Annotated in this window: 17 protein-coding genes; all 17 read left to right on the top strand. The window is 38.0% G+C overall.

Going from position 1 to position 17,154, the window contains the following annotated elements; translation table 11 throughout:
- The first annotated feature begins 85 nt into the window (after window positions 1-85).
- Window positions 86-715: a DUF4355 domain-containing protein gene (locus GHI93_RS11650; RefSeq protein ID WP_153497198.1), complete on the top strand. Its 630-nt coding sequence runs from the start codon at window positions 86-88 to the stop codon at window positions 713-715.
- A 12-nt stretch (window positions 716-727) separates the two neighbouring features.
- Window positions 728-1,846 (top strand): Ig-like domain-containing protein, encoded by a 1,119-nt coding sequence (locus GHI93_RS11645; protein ID WP_153497197.1) that lies wholly within the window; start codon window positions 728-730, stop codon window positions 1,844-1,846.
- A 20-nt stretch (window positions 1,847-1,866) separates the two neighbouring features.
- The gene (locus GHI93_RS11640) at window positions 1,867-2,193 is read left to right on the top strand and encodes a phage head-tail connector protein (RefSeq protein ID WP_017370052.1); all 327 of its coding nucleotides are present in this window, start codon (window positions 1,867-1,869) and stop codon (window positions 2,191-2,193) included.
- Complete coding sequence (locus GHI93_RS11635; RefSeq protein WP_017370051.1) at window positions 2,174-2,527, top strand: hypothetical protein; 354 nt, start codon at window positions 2,174-2,176, stop codon at window positions 2,525-2,527. The genes GHI93_RS11640 and GHI93_RS11635 overlap by 20 nt, the downstream gene beginning before the upstream one ends.
- On the top strand, window positions 2,511-3,059 hold the full coding sequence (locus GHI93_RS11630) for a hypothetical protein (protein WP_017370050.1): 549 nt from the start codon (window positions 2,511-2,513) through the stop codon (window positions 3,057-3,059). The genes GHI93_RS11635 and GHI93_RS11630 overlap by 17 nt, the downstream gene beginning before the upstream one ends.
- Window positions 3,059-3,421 carry a hypothetical protein gene (locus GHI93_RS11625; protein ID WP_153497196.1) on the top strand — a complete coding sequence of 121 codons (363 nt, stop codon included), beginning with the start codon at window positions 3,059-3,061 and terminating at the stop codon, window positions 3,419-3,421. The genes GHI93_RS11630 and GHI93_RS11625 overlap by 1 nt, the downstream gene beginning before the upstream one ends.
- A gap of 12 nt (window positions 3,422-3,433) precedes the next feature.
- Window positions 3,434-3,859, top strand: a complete 426-nt coding sequence (locus GHI93_RS11620; RefSeq protein WP_153497195.1) for a phage tail tube protein — start codon at window positions 3,434-3,436, stop codon at window positions 3,857-3,859.
- 73 nt (window positions 3,860-3,932) lie between these two features.
- On the top strand, window positions 3,933-4,343 hold the full coding sequence (locus GHI93_RS11615; RefSeq protein WP_153497194.1) for a DUF6096 family protein: 411 nt from the start codon (window positions 3,933-3,935) through the stop codon (window positions 4,341-4,343).
- A gap of 23 nt (window positions 4,344-4,366) precedes the next feature.
- Window positions 4,367-4,738, top strand: a complete 372-nt coding sequence (locus tag GHI93_RS11610) for a hypothetical protein (RefSeq protein ID WP_153497193.1) — start codon at window positions 4,367-4,369, stop codon at window positions 4,736-4,738.
- Window positions 4,739-4,769: 31 nt separating this feature from the next.
- A complete protein-coding gene (locus GHI93_RS11605; RefSeq protein WP_153497192.1) occupies window positions 4,770-9,383 on the top strand; it encodes a phage tail protein in 4,614 nt (1,537 codons plus the stop codon).
- A gap of 14 nt (window positions 9,384-9,397) precedes the next feature.
- The gene (locus GHI93_RS11600; RefSeq protein ID WP_153497191.1) at window positions 9,398-9,763 is read left to right on the top strand and encodes a DUF6711 family protein; all 366 of its coding nucleotides are present in this window, start codon (window positions 9,398-9,400) and stop codon (window positions 9,761-9,763) included.
- A 9-nt stretch (window positions 9,764-9,772) separates the two neighbouring features.
- Complete coding sequence (locus tag GHI93_RS11595) at window positions 9,773-15,061, top strand: beta strand repeat-containing protein (RefSeq protein WP_153497190.1); 5,289 nt, start codon at window positions 9,773-9,775, stop codon at window positions 15,059-15,061.
- Between the two features lie 12 nt (window positions 15,062-15,073).
- A complete protein-coding gene (locus GHI93_RS13205; RefSeq protein ID WP_281347498.1) occupies window positions 15,074-15,208 on the top strand; it encodes a hypothetical protein in 135 nt (44 codons plus the stop codon).
- Window position 15,209: 1 nt separating this feature from the next.
- The gene (locus tag GHI93_RS11590; protein ID WP_153497189.1) at window positions 15,210-15,431 is read left to right on the top strand and encodes a hypothetical protein; all 222 of its coding nucleotides are present in this window, start codon (window positions 15,210-15,212) and stop codon (window positions 15,429-15,431) included.
- A gap of 16 nt (window positions 15,432-15,447) precedes the next feature.
- Window positions 15,448-15,786: a hypothetical protein gene (locus tag GHI93_RS11585; protein WP_153497188.1), complete on the top strand. Its 339-nt coding sequence runs from the start codon at window positions 15,448-15,450 to the stop codon at window positions 15,784-15,786.
- A gap of 13 nt (window positions 15,787-15,799) precedes the next feature.
- Window positions 15,800-16,039, top strand: a complete 240-nt coding sequence (locus GHI93_RS11580) for a holin (protein WP_153497187.1) — start codon at window positions 15,800-15,802, stop codon at window positions 16,037-16,039.
- Window positions 16,026-16,844 (top strand): C40 family peptidase, encoded by an 819-nt coding sequence (locus tag GHI93_RS11575; protein ID WP_153497186.1) that lies wholly within the window; start codon window positions 16,026-16,028, stop codon window positions 16,842-16,844. Before GHI93_RS11580 ends, GHI93_RS11575 begins: the two co-directional genes overlap by 14 nt.
- Window positions 16,845-17,154: the final 310 nt, after the last annotated feature.

Genomic DNA, 17,154 nt, shown 5'->3' with positions numbered 1-17,154 from the left:
TCTTATGTCCAAGCGTGATGACTTTAAAAGCTTCGGAAGTGCAAGCATTGAACCACTTAAAAAGCAATTGGAAAGGATTAATAACATGATTGAAAAATTACTTAAGTTCAACTTACAACGCTTTGCAGAAAATGGAGACCCACAGGACCCTGCAGAACCTGAAACTCCTCCTGAATTCAACGCTGACAGTTTGACTGATGAACAAGTTGCAGCAATCAAAGAAAAGTTTGGTCTTAAAGATGATACTGATGTTGATTCAATTGTTAAGTCTAAACGAAGTCGTTGGCAGAAGGAACTTGAAGAAGAAAAAAACGAAGCTGCTCGACTTGCCAAACTTTCGGAAGAAGAACGGCAACAAGCGCTGATTCAAAAAGAAAAAGATGACTTTGAAAAAGAAAAAGCTGTCTTTCGTCAAGAACAGTTGCTTGCAGAAAAAGGAAAACAGCTTCAAGAAATCGGTATTCCAAGCGCTTTTGCTTCTAGAATTCAAGGTAATACAGCCGAGGAAGCAATTCGAGATGTCAAATCTTTCAAAGCTGAATGGGATAAAGCGTTAGAAGATGCGGTAAATGCAAAGCTTAAAGCATCTATTGACAATCCTTTAGGCGGTAGAACAACGTCAACTAAAAAAGCAGATATTTCAACAATGAGTTACGAGGAAGTACTCAAATTGAAAAAAACAAATCCAAAAGCCTATGAACAGGCTACAAAATAAGGAGAAAAAAACATGAAAAACAAAAAACTAAAATTCAACTTGCAACGTTTTGCTGGCGATGTAGTAACGTTCTTGAACTCACAAGTTGATCCCGAAGTCATGGGACAAATGGTAGCTGCTCAATTGCCTAAAGCTATTAAGTTCTCAGGAATTGCTCCAATCGACACAACTCTTGCTGGTCAACCAGGTTCAACAATTACATTGCCTAAATTTAAATACTCTGGTGATGCTAAAGTCGTTGCCGAAGGTGATGCGATTCAAATGGACGAATTACAAACCGCAACTCAAACTGCCACAATCAAAAAAGTTGCTAAAGGGATGGCTATTACTGATGAAGCGGTGCTTTCAGGTTATGGTGATCCAGTTGGGGAAATTCAACGTCAAATCCGTATGGCCATTGCATCGGCTGTAGACAATGAAATTGTAGCAGTTGCTGGTACTGCAGCCCTTACTGTAGTAGCCGATGTTAACCTTAATTTGATTGACAAATTAGAAAATACATTTGTTGAAGCTCCTGATGCGCTTGAAGAACAAGGGTTTACTCAAGGAGTGCTTTTTGTTTCATACAAAGATGCTGCAACTTTGCGACAAGCAGCTGGCGTAAACTGGACTCGTGCTTCTGAACTTGGAGATAATATTCTTGTTTCTGGTGCATTTGGTGAAGTTCTTGGCTGGACAATTGTTCGTTCTAAAAAAATCAATGACGGAGCACCAATTGCTGTTAAACCAGGTGCAATGAAAACATTCTTAAAACGTGACGTTCTTGTTGAATTTGATCGTGAAATTACTAAAAAAGTAACACAATTCACTGGTGATGAACATTATGTTGTTGCAATCGTTGATGAAACAAAAATCGTTCGTGTTCAAGCTGCACCAATTTCTGTAACAGGAGTTACCATTTCACAAAAAACAGCTTCTATAAAAGTTGGAGCTACTAAAGAATTATCAGCAAAAGTTGCCCCAGATAATGCAACTAATAAAGCTGTTACTTATTCTTCTAGCGCTGAAAATATTGCAACAGTAAATTCTGATGGTAAAGTCACAGCCATTGCAACAGGTACAGCAAACATTATTGTAACTACCACTGACGGCTCAAAAACTGATGTATGTGCAGTAACTGTTACAGCATAGAATAATGGAATGAGGCAATCATGGAAGAGAATGAACCAAAAACTAAAGCAATTGAACGTTTAAAAACTGATTTGGGCGTCGATGATGCTACTGGTTTAATTGAGGATGCGGTTATTCTCATCCTTGATTATACGAATCAGGATAAGATGTTAGATTCAATGTGGCTGTATGCTCGACAGTTAGCCACAATTAATTTTAATCGTGAAAGCACAGAGGGAGAATCTAGTCGTTCAGAAGGTGGCGTTTCTCAATCCTTTATTGAAGATATTCCTTTAAATATCCAGCGTGGCTTGAATCGTTATCGACTCGGAAAGGTGGTAAGTTTTTATGCGCCTGATGAAACGTGACTTAAGAACGGTTTATTTGAAAAGGATAAACCCAAATAACACGCAAGATGAAGAGGGAAACGATCAAGTTAATTATCTTGCTCCAATTGCTCTTGAAATGAATGTTCAGTCTGCAAGTGGTGCTGTCAATGCCACAATATATGGTTCAAAGCTTTCAAGCATGAAATCATGTAAGTATCAAGGTGATGAACTAAAAGAAGGTAAAGATGAAAACAGTGGCGTTTGCGTGTATGTTGATAAGGACGGTAACCCTGATTATAAAATCAATTCGATTCAACCTTATTCTACACACATCAATGTGATGCTAGAAAGGAACGATGACATTGGGAGTTGAAATTAAAGGTTTGGACAGGCTTAAAAGAAAAATTAATGCGATGCCTAAAATCTTAAATGACGCCGTGAATGATGCGACTTACGAAATCACAGAGTTGGTTCGTTCTGCAGCAGAATTAAGACTAGCTTCTAGTATGAAATTCAGTTCTGGAGAATTGCTTGGGAGTCTAAAGACTGAGGTTGTAGAAAATGCGGAAGGTAAAATAGTTGGGCGTGTCTGGTCTGATAAAGCTCAAGCCATTTATCGTGAGTTTGGTACTGGTCCGAATGGACAAGCAAGTTCTAAAGATTTACCAGAAGGGGTTAACCCGGTTTATACTCAAACTCGTTGGTTTATTCCAGCTGAGGAAGTTGGAATTGATTTGAATGAAATCTATGGTATGCCTAAGATTACTATTCAAGGCAAAGAATTTTACATCACAAGTGGTCAACCAGCAAGACCTTTCTTATATCCATCATTGGAAGAGATACTTCCACAAATGCCTGAGATATACAAAGAGCATGTCCAAAAGAAATTGAGGGAGCTTAAATAATGGAAAGAGTAAATATTAAAGTTGCTACTTTTTCCATTTTAAGTGGTATATCTGAGATTAAAAAAGTAGTGACTGATTATCCGTCAACATGGAATGACTTTCCTACAGCTATTTACAGAACGGTTAACAACCCACATTTTGTAGATGGAAGTGGAGAGGAACTTCAAACAAAATGGTCAATCACAATTGAATTATATTCTAAAAGTAGTTTGACCACTATCGTTAATAATGTCATCGAACAATTTGGTGATATTGGTTTTACAGGCACGCAAAGAGATGCTAATACAGCAGATTTAAAGCGTGTCATTATTGAACTATCCGCAATCGTGGATAACAAAACAAAATACGTTTATTCGAAATAGGAGGAAATAAACATGGCAACAGTAGCAGGATTACTTTCAAAAGATACAGTCCTTTCTTATAAAGATAGCTCAGGTTCAAAACCTGTCGCAGCAGTAAAATCTATCCCAGCAATGGGATCTGATCCTGAAAAAGTAGATGTTACTCACTTAGGTTCAGCTAAGAAAGCATATATTGCAGGGATTCAGGATTCAGATAATTTGGAATTCGCAATCATTTATCAAGGAGACAACTTCAAAGATGTTGATACTTTGGTCAAAGCTGGTAAAGCAGTTGAGTGGACAGTGACTTATCCTGATGGTATGAAAGTTGACTTTACTGGTCAACCATCTTATAAATTTGATGGTGTTGAAGTCAACCAAGCACTTGGATTTAACTTAGTAGTGGTTGTATCAGCAGGCCCTAACTTTACACCAGCACCAGCTGGCCTTGGTGTTTAATTTAGCAATTAAAGGTTAGTCAGAGTGGCTAGCCTTTTTATTTTTTATAAATATAGAAATCGGAGAAACAAAAATGACAAAAGAAAATATCGTAAAACTTCCTGGAACTAAACAATTTGAATTTGGTGGCTTAAAGCTTCAATTGCGCTTGGATGGTAAATCTATTATTGCGATTGAAAAACGCTTGGATGAATCACTCATGGGACTTTTCGTAAATGGTCAAGGTGGTTTTAAACTACCAGCAACAAACAAATTATTGGTAGTGCTTCAAGGTGCAAACCAAACAAGCCGAGTTTCTGATTCAGATTTAGTTAACGCTTTTGAACGTTTTGTTGAAGCAGGAAACACTACTTTTGATTTGTTCAATGCCATTCAAGAATTGCTTGATGAAGCGGGTTTTTTCGGCAAGGACAAGAAGGAGAACGAAGCGACAAATGGGGAATCTCTGGACAACGAACCAGAAGCACCGAGCGAACTCCTTTAAAAACCTACAACAATTTATCCAGCATGCTTGATGATTTATACCCTCAGGCAGTTGAAGCTGGTATTTCTTCTACAGATTTTTGGGCGATGACTTTTGATGAAATTATGGTCCAAGTAGAAGCAAATAAAAAAAGGCATGAGAACGAGCTAAAAGAAAAAGCGATGTTTGATTATACTCAACAAAGGCTTGGTATCTATGCTTTCAATGATCCAAAGAATTTCCCTAAATATGAAGATGCCTACCCTTTCTTGAATCAACTCAAGGAAGAAGTAGTGCAAGCTGTATCTGAGGAAGAAGAAAAGAAACAAGCGATGCTTACTGACCAAGAAATCATGCGACAAAATGCAATGTTAATTCAGGAAACTCGTAAAAGAAAAAGTCAAAAGACAAATTAAAAAATATTGAATAGAAAAGGAGGTGAGAAATATGGAATTAGAAACGCTAGAGATACTGTTTGATGCAAATACTGCAAAAATGGATGAAGCGCTTAGTAAAGTTTTACCTCGTGTAGAAGCAATTATGTCAAAGTTTGAGAATATTACTGGGAAGTCTATGAAAAAGACTGAAGATAATCTGAATATTGATAAAGGCGCAACGCAATTCGGCAAACAGCTAGAGAAAATGAATCAGACTTTTGAAAAGATGATGGGTCATCTTGAAAGTTCTTCTAAGAAATCATCCGAAAGCATTGGAGATAATTTATCTACTGGATTTAAGAAAGCACGTCCTAAAGTATCAAAAGAAATTGATGCTATGCTGAATGAAATTAATGCAAAAATGGGTCAAGCTAAAGCTGCTCAAGAAAAAGTAGCTTATCTAAAATCACAGCGTCAAAGTTCTTCAGCAAAAGGAGACAGTGGGCAAACGGTTAAGTATGATGACCAGATTGCACGGGCCCAGGCATCAATGGTTAAATATCAAGACCAAGCAAAAAGTCTTGCTCGATCAATGAAGACTGAGTTTGATGCAGTGCCTTCGTCTTTAGAGCGAATTGCAAAAGTAATGGATGCCAATGAAGCTAAGTATTATACAATGCGTGAAAGTGTTCGAGCTTTACAAAAGGAATATCAATATCAACTAAAACCAGTCGGAAGTTTTGACAAAGGTTTTAAAAATGTTGATACTCCTGATTCATTGAAAACTGCTCAAAAAATGCAAGCACAGTCTGATAAAATGCAGAAGTTAGCAAGTAGTAACGATGTTCTTCAAAAAGAATATCAAAGAACAGAAGAGCGTGCAGAATCATTAAGAAAGGCAATAGGACGAATTAATTCAGTTCTTAGCCAATCGTCAATGGCAACTGGAACAGCTGCAGCTGGAGCTAGCATGACAGGTTCAGGATTGAAACAATCTGAGCGTGCTGTTTCTAAATATGGCGGAGTATTTAACCGAATGTCTAATGCTATCGCTCATGGTGCAGGAGGAATAGGAAACGGATTAAAGAATTCTCTAGGATTTTTAAGCAATTTTGGAAACCGTTTTTCTAACACATCACGCAGGGTATCAGATGGAAGCCGCAGAATGGCAATGGGGAATAATGCATTCTTGCAGTCAATGAGGTACTTGTTGCCTTCCTTGATTGTTTACCAATTAATGGGTAGAGCAATTAGCGGTTTAGCTAAGGGGTTGTTTGCTACACTTAACACTAATGAACAGTTCGCTAACTCATTGAATCAAATCAAAGTCAATTTAATGACGGCATTCTATCCAATTTATACGGCTATATTACCAGCCATTAATGCTATGATGAGCGCTATTGCAATGCTCACGGGTCAACTTGCTTCATTCATTGCTGGATTATTTGGAACGACTTATCAAGCAGCCAAACAAGGTGCATCAGGTCTTTATCAAAACGTTCAAGCGATGGACGACACAGGCAAATCAGCGAAGCAGGCAAAAGTTCACGTTGATAAACTCCAGCGTTCGTTGATGGGATTTGATGAAATTAACCGCATCGGTCTTCAAGATAAAACTCCAGAGCCTGATAATGGTGGTGCTGGAGGTGGTGGTGCTAAAGCTCCAGGGATGGATTTTGGTAAAGCAACAGGAAACTATACAACGCCTAAATGGATGAAGGACATGCAAGCACTGCTTAAAGATTTCTTCAAACCATTTCAAGATGCTTGGAAGAACCAAGGACAAAAGGTTATTGATGCGTGGAAATATGCACTTAACGAAGTTATTGGACTAGCTTCTTCCATCGGAAAATCCTTTATGCAAGTATGGACAAACGGAACAGGTCAAAAATTCATTGAAAATTTGCTGATACTGCTCTCTGATGTTCTTAATATTATCGGAGATATTGCTAAAGCATTTAAAGACGCCTGGAATGAAGATGGTAGAGGAACTGCCTTAATTCAATCGCTATTTGATGGATTGAATAAGATACTAGAGCTATTACACTCAATCGCTAAATCATTTAGAGAAGCATGGAATGATGGAACAGGGAAAGAAATAGCAGCAAACCTCCTTGAGATTTTTACTAATATTAATAATACAGTTGGTAATCTTGCAGAACAGTTTAAAAAGGCATGGGATGCTGGAGGAACTGGTAAAGAAATTTTCTCTATCATCTTAGGAATAATCAATGATATTTTAAGCCACATCAATAACATGACAAAGGCTACAGCTGATTGGGCAAAAACATTAGACTTTACACCATTACTTAACAGCATTAAAAATTTACTCTCTAGTATTCAACCATTGTCTGACAATATCGGTGCAGGATTGGAATGGTTCTATAAGAATGTTCTGTTGCCACTTGCTGGCTTTACTATTCAAGATGCAATTCCAGCATTTTTAAAACTTCTATCTGGTGCAATTGATGTTATTAATTCAGTGATTGATGCGCTTAAACCGCTTGGACAATGGCTATGGGATAACTTCTTACAACCATTGGCTAAATGGACTGGTGGAGTGATTATTGATGTTATGAAGGACTTGGCAGATGCCTTAAAAGAAGTGAGCGATTGGATTGACAAGCATCAAACTACTGTCCAAGTATTCGCGACTATACTAGGGGCTTTTGCGGGAGCTTGGGGAATTGTAACTCTTGCTGTTGGAACTTGGAATGTGGTCGCTGGAATAGCAGCAGTAGTCACCGGAGTATTAGCTGGAGCTGTAGCATTTTTAACAAGTCCAATAGGTTTAGTTATATTAGCTATAACAGCTATTATCGCAATAGGTGTTCTATTGTGGAAAAATTGGGATACAATCAAAGATGCGGCTGGTAAACTTGGCTCTTGGCTTGGAGAAAAATGGGATGGTATTAAAAAAGCTACCAGCGAAGCTTGGGGAAATGTAACTAAATGGACTTCCGAAAAATGGGGAGACGCTAAAAAAACAATTTCAGATACCGCATCGTCTATTGGAACAAGTGTTTCAACAAAATGGGATGAGGTAAAAAAAGGAACTGGTGATACTTGGGATACTATCAAAAAATGGTCTTCCGATAAATGGAAAGATATATCTGATAAAGTTGGTAATGGAGCAAAAAGTGCTTGGTCTAAAGCTGGTGAATGGTGGGGTAATTTAACCAAAGACAGTGGAAAAACGTTTGATGACATTGTCAAAAAAGCAAAGGGATTTGGTAAGTCTATCGGAGACGGTCTCAAAGGAGGCTGGTCAGATGTCAAAGAAGGAATAAAAGGCATGTTCCACGGTATGATTGAAGGCGCTGTTTGGGGAGTGAATAAAGTACTTGATGGTGTAAGATGGGTTCTTAAAGCTGTCGGTGCAAAAGGAACAGCTGATTCAATCGGAGTTTGGGCTCCAAAATATGCCAAAGGCACAAAAAACCACCCCGGAGGAGTTGCACTCGTAAATGATGGCTCTGGAGCTTATCAAGAAATGTATAAGCTTCCTAACGGTAAAACAGGATTATTCCCTAAAAAGCGGAATATGCTTGTTAATTTGCCAAAAGGCACGCAAGTACTTGATGGCAAGAACACAGCTAAGTTAATGGGCGCTCCAGCTTATGCTGGCGGTATATTTGATGATTTATCTAACTTCATGAGTGGATTCAAAATGCCAAGCATGAACTTTGATTTTGGTAGCTTCTTCAGTGGTGTATCTAGCACCGCAAGCGATGTGTTCGATAGTGTTTCAGGAGTTGCTTCTGATGTCTGGAACTGGGTCACTGACAAAGCTTCCATTGTTTCTCATTTGTGGAGTAATATTGGTCGAGGAGCTGGCGGTTATTTAGGAAATGTTGCTGCTGTCGTTAACGGAATCAAAGATAAAGGGATTGACGCAGCGAAAGAGCTAATTTTCAAAAAAGGGCAAGAAGGCTCTGCAGCACCAAGCGGTACAGGAGTAGAACGTTGGCGTCCCGTTGTCGTTCGTGCTTTAGGAATGAACGGATTACCAACTTCTGGAGACTATGTTAATGCTTGGCTGAAGCAAATATCAACCGAATCAAGTGGCGATGAAAAAGCAGTACAAGGCGACATCGGAGATATTAACAATATCACAGGGGACTTGGCTAAAGGATTAGTGCAGACTATCTCTGCTACATTCAACGCTTATAAATTCCCTGGGCACAATAACATTTTCAATGGTCTTGATAACTTGCTTGCTGGTATCAGCTATGCGAAGAGTCGTTACGGTTCATCTGGTATGCTTCAAGTCATTGGACATGGCCATGGTTACGCTAAAGGTACTCCTTACGTACCAGAAGACCAGCTTGCTATGATACATCAAGGCGAAATGGTAGTGCCTGCTAAATTCAACCCTCATAACTCAATGAGTGGCTTTGAAACTTTGAAACTTCCTGACTTGTTCAATAGTAAGTCAATTGATTATAATCAATCTGCATCATTCGGTAGTTCTAATGACGTTTCAAGTTACGGAATGGCAAATATGAGCAACTCGTTAACAAGCGCTATTATGTTACTCGTTCAATCACTGGGAGCGCAAGCAAATCAAGCAGCCAATGGAGATATTATTATTAACATTGGAGGTCGTGAATTTGGACGTATTGCAGTTTCAGAAATAAACAAGTATCATCAACAACTTGGATATACTGAATTGAACATTTAAGAAAGGAGAAATAAATGTCTGGGAGCTTATCAATTAACGGAGTTATTGTGAAAAACCCCAAGACTTTCAAAGTTGGCTATCAGACAATAGACGCTGATAGTTCTGGGCGTAATGCAAATGGAGAAATGGTAAGAGACATCATAACGCAAAAAGTAAAGCTAGAAATTGAGTGGGGTGCATTAGATGATTCTACTGCATCAGCTTTGCTTAAGGCGATTAAAGCTGTCTTTTTTACTGTAAATTATCCTGATGCAGAAACGGGGACTCAACAAACTAAAACTTTTTATTCTGGGGATAGGAGCTTGCCTTCATATTCTTGGAACGATAAGTTCAATCAAATCAAGTGGGGAAGCTTTTCCACAAACTTTATAGAAAAGTAGGAGGATTAAATGTTAAAAACAAGCGATGCTTTTAATCAAGCATTTAAGAGCCCTACACGGCAAGTACTTGCTAGAGTTTCTATGGGGAATATCGTTTATACTAACAATGATTTATTTAACGTAGAGTACACGGGCGGTAGTATTACTGGAGAAAGCTTTTCTATTGGTTCAACTTTCAGCAATAGTATTAAAATCACGTTTGCAAAAGTGATTGAAGCGGTAAAACAGCTCGATAAAATCAAGTTAGAATTTGGAATAGTCTTAGCTGATGGCTCAACAGAGTTCGTCAGCATGGGCTATTTTTTCGTTGATAAATACAATCCAGATAGGAATGCTAATAGGACGATAATTGAAGCCTTTGACGAAATGCCACAACTTGGCGGTAATTATGTTTCTAAGCTTAATTATCCAGCTAGAATCAAAGATGTGGCTTTAGAAATAGCTAATTTATCAGGCACTCCAATTAATCAAGCAGGATTTGACAGATTAAGCACGTTACCAATCAACAAAATAGAAGGTAAAACATACCGACAAGCATTAGGGATGATTGCCCAATTCGCTTGTGGTTATGCTATTTTTGATAGAAACGGTAACTTAGATATTAGAATGCTGAGTGACCCTAATTTTTCTATCTCAACTGCTGATTACTTCTCAAAAGGGTTGACTAAAAACGAAACAATGTACCAACTTGGAGGAATTAGCTGTAAAGTTAGTTCGAAAAGTGGGGATACTTCTACGGATTCAACGCTTCAAAGCGGTTCAACGACAGGGAATCAAATTGTACTAGAAAATAGTGTAATGACGCAGACCTTGCTTGATGGAATTTATAGCCAACTGAAAACTATTAATTACTATCCATTCACGTTAACATGGCGAGGAAATCCAGCACTTGAAGCAGGCGACTGGATTGGATTATCTGATGTTAAAGCCAATTCTTTCAAAATGCCTAATCTAAGCTATAAGCTTACGTTTTCTGGAGGATTAAAGGCAACAAGTAGTGCTGATACTTCAAGCGTTGCACAAAGCACGACACCATATCGAGGTGTACTTTCTCAACAAGTTGATGAACTACAAGGGTGGAAAAATGCATCTGGTGGATGGACTTACAATAGTGTTACAGAACCAGTAAATCCACAAGAAGGAGATGTTTGGTTTAAGCCAAACGGTTCAGATACTGAAACATGGATTTATGAAAATGGTGCATGGGTATTCAAGACCTCGACAGCTGGAATTCGTGAGGCAAAAGAATCGGCAGCTAATGCTGCATCCGTTGGACAGCAAGCACAACAAACGGCAAACGATGCCAAAACTGCAGGAGATAAAGCAACAGTAGTGGCTGCACAAGCTTCATCAGACGCAGCAACAGCCACCAAAAATGCTAATGATGCAGTAACCAAGGCTAATAATAGCTTAACAATGGCAAATGATGCTAAAACACAAGCATCTACTGCAAACGCTAATGCTAATACAGCGCTAACTAATGCCAATACAGCAATTAGTAATGTGAATAAAGTATCTGATGATGTTAAGGCTTTAAATACGCTTGCTAATACCGCAAACGCTAATGCTAATACAGCGCTAACGAATGCTAACAAAGGGATGTCTGATGCTAAGACAGCTCTTGATAATTTCAATAATTTAAAAATTGGTGGGAGAAACTATTTAAGAAATAGTAATTTCACGGACGGATTAAATTATTGGTCAAACAATCCATCTAATGCAGTGTTAAAAAATGGTGTTGTCAAGATTATCACAACAACAAGCAATGCATTCATGCAAGAAAACATTCCTCAATTATCAAGTGGAGATGTCGTTACACTATCATTTGATGCTAAAACTGATGATAGTGGCATATTACATACGGAGATGTGGGGGGATAAAGCGCATGCCGTTGATATTCCACTGACAAAGGACTTCGTGAGATATTCCACCACTTTCACTGTTTCGGTAAGAAATACATTGTATTTTTGGAACAAAAACAGTTCTTTCAATTACATTAGAAAATTGAAGCTAGAAATAGGAAATAAGGCAACGGATTGGAGTCCATCCCCTGATGATGTCCAGATTCAAATTGATAATGTAAATAATCAGTTATCAACAAAAGTAAGTCAGACTAGCTTTGATACTTTAAACGGTACAGTAACAAGCCAAGGAACGCAGATAACACAGAATAAATCTGATATTTCAACCAAGGCTGATAAAACATACGTTGATACCTTAAAAGGAACGGTAGACACACAAGGTACTCAGATAACGCAAAATTCCAAAGATATTCAAGTTAAAGCGAATCAATCTAGCGTTGACACTTTAACTGGGCGTGTAAAAACAAATGAATCAAATATCTCCATTAATGCAAATGGGGTTAGTAGTCTCGTTACTAAAACAGACGGAACTAATGCTAATTTATCCAAACTCAATCAAGATTATGCAGGATTTAAACAAACTGTATATACTAAGACTGAAACAGATACAAAAGTATCTACAGTTCAACAGTCAGTTGACCAGTACAAAATAACTGTTTCTAATACTTATGCGACTAAAGATTCCCTTGATGGATTGCAAGTTGGTGGAAGAAACTTAATTTTAAACTCGATAGATTGGCAAGGAAATGCATCTAGTACGCTTAAATACAATGGTAATCCAGTGTTGATAAATAGCTATGTTGGCACATTAAATAGTGATGGATTTACTACAAAAACATCAGTTATTCTTGATGGAGAGTATTATACTTTATCTTTTTATGCAAGAGCGGACAATGACAAGGACGCTATTAGATGCTTTTTTTATAATCCAAATACTACTATTTCTGCAATCACTTCTCAAGGAAATACCTATACTGGATCAGATGGAAATATCACTTTTATACTATCTACAGAATGGACAAAGTATTGGGTGACTTGGCGACAATCAAAAACAACATCTAGCAAAAGTCTAATAATAGGTAGACACTTTGCGAGTGGAAACAATGGTTCAACTTACTACACTTTACCTATGTTAGTAGAAGGAAACAAAACGACTGACTGGGCGCCAGCTCCAGAAGATATTAAAAATCAGTTTACAAATCAACAGACATCTATTGACCAAAACGCCAAGCAAATTGCACTTAAAGCTGACACTACAACCGTAAATACACTAACTGGACGAGTAACAACTGCTGAAGGCAATATCACAACTATGGCAGGGCAGATTAGTCTCAAAGCTAATCAATCCGATGTCGATACAGTTACTAAGCGAGTGACAGCAACAGAATCAAGTTTAAGCTTGCAAGACGGGAAAATAACAGCTCTAACAAGTAGAACTGATGGCAATAGCACGCAAATTGGTAAGTTACAAACAAGTTATGATGGTCTTAGTAGCACGGTTTCTAAAATAGGCAGTTATTCAGCTTATGCTTACAACGCCAACGGTACTTACAAATTCACGACTGTTTATCCGAATCTGAATTTATTGGATGGAACATCGAGTGTTTCTAAGAATGCAACCATTCCATCTGGACAAAACTCAATTGTTCTATATGGAGATTTAGGCAAATTCAAAAGCAACACTGTTACTATTTCGGCTTTTCTTGACTTAACAAATTCATCTTATGACGCAAAAATACAAGCGTGGACAAATAGCGGAACAATAGCTGGAAGTATAGTCAAAGCTGGACAAAAAGGATATAGTATTGGATATGGTACATTTCCAAGTTCTTTCACTGCTTCAAACATCGGCATAAGAACAGAAAGTGTAAGCACATCTACTACTATTCCTTACTCTGGACTTAAAATGGAATTTGGCTCAACCGCAACCCCATGGATGCCATCACAACAAGAAGCGACAACTGCAGATTATCCAAGTTTTATCGGATATGCCATAAATTATTCAACGAATCCATACGATTATTCTTGGCAACCTTACAGCGGATTAAACGCCATGAAACTGTCAGATACTCAGTCGCAAATCACGCAACTATCGGATAATATCAACCTTCGGGTAATGAAAAATGACGTTGTTAATCAAATAAATGTCTCAACAGAAAGCATCTTAATTGCAGGTAATAAAGTCCAGATAACAGGACAGACTTACATTGCTAATGCTGTAATTAGTACCGCTGCAATCGCAGACGCTGCAGTGACTAACGCTAAAATATCTAGTCTATCTGCTAGCAAGTTAACCGCTGGAACGATTGACGCAAATATTATTACAGTTAAAAATATAAATGCTTCAAATATCAACACTGGTACACTATCAGCGAACTATATCAATGGTGGAACAATTAACGGAGCAAATGTTAACGTTATAAATTTGAACGCAAGTAACATAACTGCTGGTACGCTTTCGGGTAGTAACTTATCCATAAATTTGAGTACAGGTACAGTTAATTTTCAAAAAGGGACGATACAAAAATATGATAGAAGTTTTTTGGTTGACGTGACTAACGGTGTTATTGAGAGTTACCAATCAGGCGGAGGATTCACATTATCTAATGGGTCAATTGAACTAAGGGATTCATCTTTCTTTAATCAAAATAGTGGTTTGTATGGAAAGATAAGCTATATAGTTGGATTTTCAATGAGCTCTCCTGGTCAAGGGATTGGAATCCAAGGCAAAGTTGGATGGTCTTTGAGCAAAATAGGTTCATCACTCGGTTATCTTGCGAGGTCGACGGGTTCAGGTATTTTTGGTTCTACAGACGTTAATATATTCGCTGAGGATACCTTAACGTTACAAGCAGGTTCAAACAAAGGCGGATATGTACCCCAACCACCCCAAATAATAGTTGGATGTAATTACCAAAATTTAGGAAATGTTGGTGCAGATATTTATCTTGGTGCTAACTTTATTTTGCTAAGTGCACACTTGGGGTTAAGTATTAATGGGAAAACAGATATTGTTGGAAAAACGACTATTTCAGGAGACTTTAATGTTTACGGATCTAAAAATGCTGTACATGTAACTAGAGACGGCGTAAGAGCAACGCCTGCTTATGAAACAGCAGAATCTTATCTTGGAGATATTGGACAGGATTATACAAGAGAAAACTGTGAAGTTTGGGTAGATATAGAGACGCTATTCAGCGATACAGTAAACACTAATATTTCTTATCAAGTATTCTTACAAGCTTATGATGACGCAAGGTTTTGGGTGGCTGAATTTAGAGCTGATAAGTTCTTGATTAAGTCAGATAAAGCAATGTCTCGATTTGCTTGGGAAATTAAAGCAAAACGCAGGGGTTACGAAGATGACCGTCTTGTACTTCAAGAAGATGCAGATAATGATTTTTTATTAAAAGCCCACGAAGAAGGTGCTTTTTAGGAAAGGTAAATAATGAACGAACAAATAGAAATTGACGCAAATCAACTCGTAACAGTTTTAACAAATAAAATTGCTGAGTTAGAACTTGAAAATGCAAAATTAAAAGTGTTGTTAAACAAACAGCAAGAAAAAACGGAGGAAAAATAATATGAAAATCGAAAAATCAACCGCACTTAGCGCATCATCTGTAACTGAAGACGGAAAACCTATCGCTTACTTCAATGCAAGTATTGGAACAACTGGAACTACCAACAACTTCAATATCACTAGTCCAGAACTATATGAAGCAAATAAGGTGCAAGTTCGGAAAGATAAGGCTGACTTTGACGCTGCAGTTTATGCAGTGGAAGACGCCAATACTACCGCTTAATAATTGGGGGGTAAATATGGAGATAGAAAACTTAGTAGCAGAGCACGAGACAAAGCTAAAGCAGCACGATAAGGAGTTGGCGCGCTTAAATGATATGTCCGTTGTCATGCAAAATTCAATTAATGCAGGTCTTGCCAGAGTTGATGAATCAAATAAATTCTTACGAGAGCAGAATAGGGAACAACTCAAACAAAACAACGAAATTTTTCAAATCGTTGTTGGAATCAATGAAAACAAAGAAAATAAGGAATACGAATCCAAGATGATGACACGAAAAAATTTGTGGCAAGCAATTTTTGCAGTCGGTGGATTTTTAGGAGGATTCATTCTTGCGTATTTCAAAGTTAAATTTTAAAGAGGAGAATAATATGAATAAATTTTTAAAAGACATGGCAGAACGTGCCATCAAAACATTTGCGCAAGCTGCAATTGCAGCGCTTGGAGCTGGAGCTACTGGATTAATTGGAATTGACTGGATCAATATTCTATCAATTGCGGGATTTGCTACTTTAGTTTCAATTCTCACATCCATCGCAAGCCTTGGGGTAGGAGACGATTCTGCAAGCCTAGTAAATAAAGCAGAGGAGAATAACAATGACAGTAAATAATAACCAAGTGATTAATTGGTTCACTAACAGAATTGGCGATCTAACATATTCAATGGATGGCTCACGCAACGGATCGGATGGAACAGCTGACTGTTCTGGCTCAATCTCACAAGCCCTAATTGAAGCGAGTGGAGTGAATGAGGGATTACTTTCAACGATTTCATTAGGTGGTTATCTTGCAAAATTAGGTTATCAGAAAGTTTATTCAGGACCTACTGCAGGAGCTAATGGAATCAAAGATGGCGATATTATCTTGATGTCGATTACAGACGATATGGCAGGCTCTGGCGGTGCCGGTGGACACGTTGGAGTAATTCATCAAAGGGGGAACTTCATTAGCTGTACGGCCACGAGATGGACGGATGGAGCGTTATTTGTTGACGGACAAGCGATTCAGTCCGCACCATGGAATCAATACAAGAATGTAACACGCTTGAAAGCTCACAGTGAAGTATGGCGAAATGGTCAGTCGGAACAACGCCCAAGCGGTGGAATTGCAGTTGATGGAATTTGGGGTCACGATACATGGAAAGGTGTTCAAGAAATGCTTATTCGTATCGGTCACAATTTAGACCCTGATGGCGCTGATGGAATCGGTGGACCAATTACAATCAAAGCTTTACAACGTGCCTTAAACGCTAAATTAATTCTCAATTTAGACGTTGATGGAATCATGGGTGCGCAAACAGTCAAAGCACTTCAAAAATTGATGGGAACACCACAAGATGGCGTTATCAGTTCCCCAAGTTCTCAAATGGTTATCGCATTGCAAGAAAAAATTAATTCAGGTCAAGTCTGGATTTAAAAAAATAGCGCTCCGAAAGGGGCGTTTTTTTGTTTGCCTTAACCGTTAAGAAATCCTTACCAGTTTATTTTGTAACACAATTTTAATATTTAAACTGTTGACATAGTTGTACGTCTATGTTATAATGTATATATAAAGTAAAGGAACGAGGAAATCAAAATGACAACAGCAAAAGAATTCGCACAAATTACAGCAGACGCTTACTTAACTTACAAAGGCTTTGAAATTACAGATTTCAAAAAAGGCCAAAAGGTCGCTTTCAAAGCTCGCAACAACGACGGAGAACTTGAAGTAATGGCAGGAGAAATCA

Source organism: Lactococcus hircilactis, from assembly GCF_009601015.1.
GTDB classification, from domain to species: domain Bacteria; phylum Bacillota; class Bacilli; order Lactobacillales; family Streptococcaceae; genus Lactococcus; species Lactococcus hircilactis.
The sequence above is the reverse complement of the archived record's forward strand: the minus strand, read 5'-3'. Positions and strand labels throughout refer to the sequence as shown.